Below are 7,462 nucleotides of genomic sequence, written 5' to 3' on the forward strand. Positions count from 1 at the left end.
TTGCACTACACCGAACGAGCGATCTTATCCGGAAGTAGATATTAAGATTTATATTGCAGGCGCTAAAGGCCTTCATTCAATAAGCATTTACATGTTTATGCTTTTTCTTGATCCTGTTTTTGCAGATATCAATAAATACGGTTTGATTAATAGCCTGCAAGTGCATACCAAATTTGGTTTTTGACTGCTGCTCCACCAAGATCCCCTCATAACCTGCAAGAGGTCCGCTTACAATTTCTACAACTTCTCCCCTATTAAAATTAGGCTCCACGATTAGCTCCTGATTAAGATTAACCATCCGCTTAATTCCTTCAATACACTTATTACTTACTATAGAAGGTTTACCCCCACAATGTATATAGGTTGTAATCTTACGTGTCTGGCATATTTTGTAAAGGTTGCTTTCAAGCGTATTTACAAAAATATAGCTAGGGAAAAGCACTTGATCGATAATTTTTTTCTGACGGTTATTCCAGACCCTGAGTGTTTTGGTTATGGGTAAAAACACATCATAACCCTTAATAAGTAATTCTTTCTGAACTACTTTTTCAGCTCTGGGAGCCGTGTAAAAAATGTACCAATTCACTTTCCTGTCAAGTCCAGTTGGATCACCATTGTCATCCATCCGAAATGGTTGCTTAGGGGTTTGGGGCATAACATTTAGTTGACTAGTTGATACAGCTTCGCTTGGTCAATTAGCAAGCATGCATTTGACTAAAATCAGAAATTATTGATAATGAATTTGATGGAATTGGGTCAGTTTCCACAAATCATTTTTAAGCAATGAGCATCCAAGATGTAGCTAATTTCCTTTTTTTCCAAATTCCTAGAGGAAATATTATCTAAGTTTTTTGAGTCTATTTTGCTTGCTTGAGACGCATATAGCTTGGCCTAAAATAGCTGTTTTGGAGGTTATTCGTCTGAGATTCCGAAAGATAAGCACCTATGAAGAAGACTAGAAATAACGCATATTTAGACGGTTTTTCACTTTAAAAAAATTTTTATTTTTGTTTAGATTAATTCAAAATAATCTTTCAAAATATGAAAAATACTATTTCCTGAGGCCCCAAACGCCATCACAGATCCCAAAGCAACTTCCAAAGTGAAGCAGAAGGATCACTCATAAACCTCAAAAAAATATGGTTAAACATGCAACTACACCCCAGCCTTTAAGTAGTCAGTATAAAGTGGGGGTGACTTAAGTTCAAACGTTCACTTTGACACTTTGAAAAGAGTATTTCAAACCGTTGCGGTAACGATATCATCAATCGAGATAATATTCAACAAATTTGAACCTCAAAAGTCATCGAAGGTTCATTATGAACTTTTGATTAAATCACCATTAAGGCATTGTTAACATTTATTGTTGAACCATCGATTTTCCCGAACTACTAACTGAACCTTCGAAGGAGCAATATTGAAAGTTCAGTTATAAAACATAGATTCTCCTGACCGTTCTTTGTATGAACCTGCAAGAGGCTCTGCTGGAAAGACATACTTGTTTTTAGTACTGCGAAAACTCTAAACCGGAGACTCGCGAATCTTATTTGATCTGATAGCAGGGCTCGAACCTGCGTCCACCCGGTCCCAGAGCCGGGCGCTCTACCACTGAGCTATATCAGATGCCAAAACGGGTGTAGGGCTCGAACCTACGTCTGCCCGGGTGAAGAGCCGGGTATTCTACCGCTGAATTAACCCATTCAATTATTAACCGGATCAAATGGTTTTGCATTTTTACCGGAAAAGTATCTATGCCTTTTCAATACGCTAGCCAGAAAGGGACTTGCCACCTCAACTCCATGAACCAGTTCCGGTGTAGGCCTGAACTCCTCTACACCATGCTGCCTTGGAGCAATCCATCCCGATTTCACGGCATCAATTCCTGCCTCATGACAGTATTTAACAACAAGGTCTTTATTACAACCCCTGATTCCCTTAAATACTTCCCATGGCAGTGGCAGTTTATTCCAAACTTCTGTATTTGGATCCAGCTTTCCTCCTGAAGCTCGATGCCAGGCCGCCACATCTGCGGCCATGAGTCTCATTACTTTTCCAAAACAGACCTCATCCAGGACAAACTCCATCCCCATCGAATAGATGACATTCATCCACTGATCTCTGGCTTTATTCCATGCCCCTGCGGTATTGTTCCAGGTAGTAGAGTCATTTCCTCTCCGCACGATCATAGTTTGAAGATTAATAGAACTCCTTGTCCATACTTCGTCCAGCAATGTGGCTATCTCCTGCAGAATATTAGTCCATTTACCCAACAGCCTCCCCTTCTGCTCGTCTGTCAAATGAGACAATACCTCCTGACCTGTATATATATGAGCCATAGCCAACCATTCTGTATTGCTTTCTCTAGTTCCAACTTTTTCTCTACCAAAGAGGCTCTTTCCAACGACGTACTCTCCTTTACACCTTTTATATAACATGTCGCTGACTTCGTCATATGCTCTGGCCTGGCTCTGGTTCGTAAACACACTTCTGAGATTGCATCGTGCATTAAAGTAAGCAATAAAGCAGGCTGTATTTTTATCCTTTATAAAGCTCTCGTACTCCAGGTGATGTACAATACCATGCTTGGCGATCTTCTGGAACTCGACCTTCTTTACCTCTCGTTCATATTTCAGCAGCTTGTTTTCAAGCCTTTTAAGAAGTCTCCATCTTTTATTATAGGCTCTTTTCGACAGGTCCAAGCCTGCAGCTTTTCTTTGAGCTCTATCTAAGCGACCGGAAAGAAAGTTATTGTCGCCTACCTCTTTCTGAATTAGTGGTGATACCTTACCAATAAAACCTTTTATGTCGGGAATATAATCGTAGTTAACACCTGCTATATTTTCCAGTTTGAAAATCTCTACGGCTTTCTTTATCTGTCTCTCAGCTCCTACTGCCCTTGCAAATTCCTGAGCCATGGAGCTATAGCCAAAGACCTGTCTTTTCAAAGACCCCCTAGCAGCTTTGTCGAGTATGCTTCTCTCCAATGTGCTTAGGTCGTCCTTTAAAATTTCAATTACAGCTTCTGCAATATCTTCTGGTCGCTTTCTTAATTGCAAACTTTGGTATAGTTCTTTCAGCTTATCCATGAGTTAGACTTTTTAAAACCTGATACAAGTTTAGAGCCTAAGTACGCAGTCTTCTTGCGTAGATATATTTTGTTTTAATTTTTTATTAAAAGACGCAGAACCCTCCACAATACTCTCCTGAGAAGTGAAGCCCTCAATAAATGTTCAACTCCTGATTCGACATACTTTTTTATTAATTAAATGACTTCTTATCATTGACCAAAGTAACCCAATAAACGCTCCAATAATAACGGAACTTATCAGATCGATCATAGCAGGATCATTAAAGCTTTGATATATTGCACCCCCTAGTAAGATCAATAAAACAGCAGCCCATATTCTATTATGTATAATCTCTTTTCCATCTAAAGGTATATAAGGCGTTACCGGATTTTTAAAGTAATAAGTAACAGTTCTTTCACCTACAATTCTTCTTCCAGTTTTATACCTTCTATCTGGTCGTGTTCTAACTTCTCTCTTACTATTCTGAAGAGTATTTATTTTTACAGTTCTAAACAGAAGGTTAAAAAGATTATTAAAAAAATAGATATTCAGAACTGGCATCAACAAGCCGAGCCAATTAAAGGATACCCCAATTAACTTTTGAAAAAAAGAATTGTTAGGGGCAACCCACCAGGGAAACTGGCTGTATTGAACTGTATCTTTTTCATGCAAATTGGTATTGATACTTCTATGTTCCGCTTCTTTAGCTACTTTTATCGCTGTATTTTTAAGAATTGTTTTTAGCTTTTTTGCCATCTAATTTTGGATATTATAACAGGAATAATGAGGTTAAAATTAGTGACCATTTATTTTTGACATCCATACCACGAACCTGATTAATTACAAATCACACTTAAAAATAGTTGTAGGGGTTATGGAAGTCAATACCCAATCTTGGGTATTTTCACTTATCCCTGGATAAGGTGATCAGTCTGTGAGCGCAGATACTCTTCCTAGAAAGTTGGGGCTAGTATATATTAAAGTTTAATAGTTGGTTAAAGTTTAATACTTAAGAAAAAATCTAACATCATTGCCTGGCTCTTATCAAATGCTTCTCTTACTTCAAAACACTCATGAGCTTTTGTGAACAGTTCAAAAATGGAGCAGATTACCTACGGTTTGATGAATATTTCCTTTAACAAATCTTTTCAATATCCACAAAACAATTTATTAACTGACAATCAGGTACTTACAAATGAATAAGTTTTTATTCTATTCAAATTATAGCTAAATGCCGACTAAAACAGATAGAAAACGTTAACCAAAATGCTTTTCATATGTTAAAAATAACGAAGGCTGGGTATTGATTAACCATTATGTATAACCTACCTTGATAAAACTCAATTGATTGTTATAAACCACCATTAAACAATATCAGCAGTGAATTGATAAGAAATATGTCCAACAATCAATTGTAAAAAATTATATCACCAAACATTTGCTTTAGAATTATTATTACATTAATATCATACAATAAATTATAATTAAATGTAATTATAAACACCTTATAATTAATTATTTAATAATAAATTATTGATAATAAACAATTAAAATACTTCAACTATCTCATAATCTTTTAAAACCATGTCGCTATCAGTAGAACAACAACAAAATTTTAACACCTTCAATAAGAGGCTTGGCTTTGAATCTGAGGTGCCGTCTTCCTTCCCTTCAGAAGTTAAGAATGGAAGATTAATCCTTTCCAAAGACCCAGCAAAATCTTCGGTACCCCCGAAGTTGATAACAGTGAACAATATCGATGAACTCAAAGCTCTGATCAAAGCTCCATCCGCAGGAAGCAACGGCCAGGTAGACTATTTACCGCCACTTAACTTAACGGCAGTAAAATCAAAAAGTGACTTGTCCAAAAGCCAACGACAGCAACTTAAAAGGATGACACTTTCCTATGTAATTGGTGATTCAGACAAAGTAGGAAGCGATGACAAGGAATTTATCAATAAAACAGCATTTCCATTAACCCTGGCGGCATTTACGGCCGACAATTATACGGTTGAAAGTGGAAAGGTACTGACCCTGACTGATGGAACAGTTAATAATTTTGGAACCTTAACTGTCGAAGCAGGCGGACAGATCGAAAGCGATGGAACAGCCTACCTCAACTGCCAAACCCTGATACAGCAAGGTCAGGTAACCCCTGGTACTTATACTATAAGGTGTGAATTACCAGCAATCGATCCTGCGCAGGCTGAAAATGGTGATCCTGGAAATACGCCCACTACCCCAGGCGAAAAAGGCAAAAATGGAGTAAAGTGTTCAAGTCATTGCAAATCCAATCCAACAAATGGATCGCAGGGTGCTGGTGGCGGAAATGGGGGTAATGGACATGATGGTTTACACGGAGCCCATGGCCCTATACTTTATTGTACGATTAACAATGCCGAAGGAAACATCGTCATATATGCCGGAGCTCAGGAAGGCCAAAAGGGAGGAGATGGCGGAAATGGTGGAAATGGTGGCCCCGGAGGACCTCCAGGTGACAACCCCGGTCCATGCACTAATGCCCAATCCGGATCTCAAGGAAATGGCGGAGATGGCGGAGACGGCGGTAAAGGAGGAAACGGTGGCGATGGATCTCAGGTCTACTTCACCTACGGCGGCACAGGTACAGTGAGCCCAATGTTTGGTCATACAAATGGAGCCAAAGGCGGCAGTCGTGGCCAAAGGGGTACAGGGTTTGAAGATGGTAAAGATGGTGAACCAGGAGACAATGGTGATCCGGGCGCACCTCCTGTAATTAAAGCCGTAAGGAATTAAACAAAAATACAATCAACTCTCATCCCTATGAAAACCGAACTAACCAATCAATTAGAGCAATCCAGTAGTATCAATGAGAAAACACTCCAGGCAGTATTGGTGCAGTTGGCAGCTTCCTCAGCCAGTACAGATTTAGATGATCCTACTTTACCCTCTACATGGAAGTTACTTACTACAAAGTCTGTTTTCGCGCTTCCCACAGGCAACATCCAATTTGTACTAGCCTATGGAAACGTAGGGGATGAGGTAATTGCCTGTCTGTCTATAGGAGTACCCTGGTCCGATTTCATAGGAAACTACACCTCTGGTTTTTTACCGGACAACAAACAATCGCTACCGGAAGATGTAGCAGGAAAAGCTCCTACTGACGCCACTATCCTAAGCATTTATGTTGCTGCTTACCCTTTATTGAGGTCTCCCCTATGGGAAGCCCTTTCCTTTTTAAATAACCCGGGCGTACAAGGTAAACCGCTTTACATTACAGGTATCGGCTTGGGAGGACCTTTGGCACAGATTGCAGCACTGGATCTCAGGCCCGGGAATAAAGGTCCCGACCAACAAGACCCTCCACAGTTAACTCAGCCACCGTCATATGTCTTCAGCACTGGAAACTTCGCAAGCACTGCTTTCCAGCAATACTACAACGGTAAAGTTCAGAATGCTTATAACCTGAGAGCCGGTTCTCAAGCATTGCATGTCGATCAATTTCCTGATCAACCCTCTACAGGTGCAGGGTTTGCACCACTTGGCAATGAAACCTTCTTGCCTGCATCGATCCCTAAACCATATTACACACCTTGGGAGGTGCGAGACTCCAGTTTTTACCTGAAAGCAATAAGCGGGAAATCCCCCACTTACCCTCCATCCCCTACTATCATACCAAACCCACCTCAAGGCTTTAGTCAATCCCTGGCTTTTAACCTGGGCAAATTTCTAGCTTTAACCTATATACAGGCGCAAGAACCAGGCAACCCGACGCCACAGGAAATGAAGAAAATCATTGATTATGGAGATAGCAAGGTAATAGCGGCTATCTTCAGTACATCTAATAGTTTGACAGTAGCATTTAGGGGCAGCATCACTTATGAAGAATTTCTAATGATGGATACCAACAGCGCCACATCCCGAACACCTTATAATGAAATCATTACTTCCGGAGCTAATGAAGTTTATTATGCCAATAGTCAGGCAATCGGCGAACAAATAAAACAGGTGGTACAGGAACTTATAGGAGACAAAAAGCTATATGTGATTGGTCATGGCTTTGGTGGTGCACTTGCCAACATAATGGCGGCTGACTTCACCTTCAATACTAAACCAGCCATCCCCTTTGATGCCATTTATACGTTTGGTGCCAGCTATTTTGCCGGTATCAACATGGCTAATCGGTTCAACGAAAGCCTTGGCAACATCAGCTATCAGATCCTTCGCCCAGATGACCAAATTGCCACTGCATTAAAGACGCTACCTTTCTGGAATCCCGTAAATAATATTGTCGCTTTACTTGGCTCATTAGACGTTCCCGATGACACCAGTCATGCCCTTAGTGCATATCTAAGTTTACTTGACCCCAGCAGGGTCATCTCATCATCTCAACACGCCACTTCTACCAACTAAAC

The 7,462-nt window shown here is 40.1% G+C and carries 5 protein-coding genes and 2 tRNA genes; 2 read left to right on the forward strand and 5 right to left on the reverse strand.

Annotation, left to right across the window (positions count from 1 at the left end):
• Positions 1–76: 76 nt before the first annotated feature.
• The 5 genes from JMN32_RS24875 to JMN32_RS24895 all read right to left on the reverse strand — a co-directional run bounded on the left by JMN32_RS24875 (position 77) and on the right by JMN32_RS24895 (position 3,824).
• Positions 77–655 carry a UpxY family transcription antiterminator gene (locus JMN32_RS24875; RefSeq protein ID WP_202859122.1) on the reverse strand — a complete coding sequence of 193 codons (579 nt, stop codon included), beginning with the start codon at positions 653–655 and terminating at the stop codon, positions 77–79.
• An 895-nt stretch (positions 656–1,550) separates the two neighbouring features.
• A tRNA-Gln gene (locus JMN32_RS24880) sits at positions 1,551–1,623 on the reverse strand.
• A gap of 5 nt (positions 1,624–1,628) precedes the next feature.
• A tRNA-Lys gene (locus tag JMN32_RS24885) sits at positions 1,629–1,701 on the reverse strand.
• A complete protein-coding gene (locus tag JMN32_RS24890; protein WP_202859123.1) occupies positions 1,701–3,086 on the reverse strand; it encodes a hypothetical protein in 1,386 nt (461 codons plus the stop codon). Before JMN32_RS24890 ends, JMN32_RS24885 begins: the two co-directional genes overlap by 1 nt.
• A gap of 144 nt (positions 3,087–3,230) precedes the next feature.
• On the reverse strand, positions 3,231–3,824 hold the full coding sequence (locus JMN32_RS24895) for a hypothetical protein (RefSeq protein WP_202859124.1): 594 nt from the start codon (positions 3,822–3,824) through the stop codon (positions 3,231–3,233).
• Positions 3,825–4,652: 828 nt separating this feature from the next.
• Here JMN32_RS24895 and JMN32_RS24900 point away from each other — a divergent pair.
• Both JMN32_RS24900 and JMN32_RS24905 read left to right on the forward strand, forming a co-directional pair.
• Positions 4,653–5,843, forward strand: coding sequence for a hypothetical protein (locus tag JMN32_RS24900; protein ID WP_202859125.1), 1,191 nt, complete (start codon positions 4,653–4,655; stop codon positions 5,841–5,843).
• Between the two features lie 27 nt (positions 5,844–5,870).
• Positions 5,871–7,460 carry a lipase family protein gene (locus tag JMN32_RS24905; RefSeq protein ID WP_202859126.1) on the forward strand — a complete coding sequence of 530 codons (1,590 nt, stop codon included), beginning with the start codon at positions 5,871–5,873 and terminating at the stop codon, positions 7,458–7,460.
• The last annotated feature ends 2 nt before the right edge of the window (positions 7,461–7,462 follow it).

This window comes from Fulvivirga marina (genome assembly GCF_016775155.1).
Classification (GTDB): domain Bacteria; phylum Bacteroidota; class Bacteroidia; order Cytophagales; family Cyclobacteriaceae; genus Fulvivirga; species Fulvivirga marina.

Excerpts from the sequence above, each read along its gene's own strand:
- JMN32_RS24895 (WP_202859124.1), bottom strand. The coding sequence starts at position 3,824 with ATGGCAAAAAAGCTAAAAACAATTCTTAAAAATACAGCGATAAAAGTA.
- JMN32_RS24890 (WP_202859123.1), bottom strand. The coding sequence starts at position 3,086 with ATGGATAAGCTGAAAGAACTATACCAAAGTTTGCAATTAAGAAAGCGA.
- JMN32_RS24905 (WP_202859126.1), top strand. The coding sequence starts at position 5,871 with ATGAAAACCGAACTAACCAATCAATTAGAGCAATCCAGTAGTATCAAT.
- JMN32_RS24875 (WP_202859122.1), bottom strand. The coding sequence starts at position 655 with ATGCCCCAAACCCCTAAGCAACCATTTCGGATGGATGACAATGGTGAT.
- JMN32_RS24900 (WP_202859125.1), top strand. The coding sequence starts at position 4,653 with ATGTCGCTATCAGTAGAACAACAACAAAATTTTAACACCTTCAATAAG.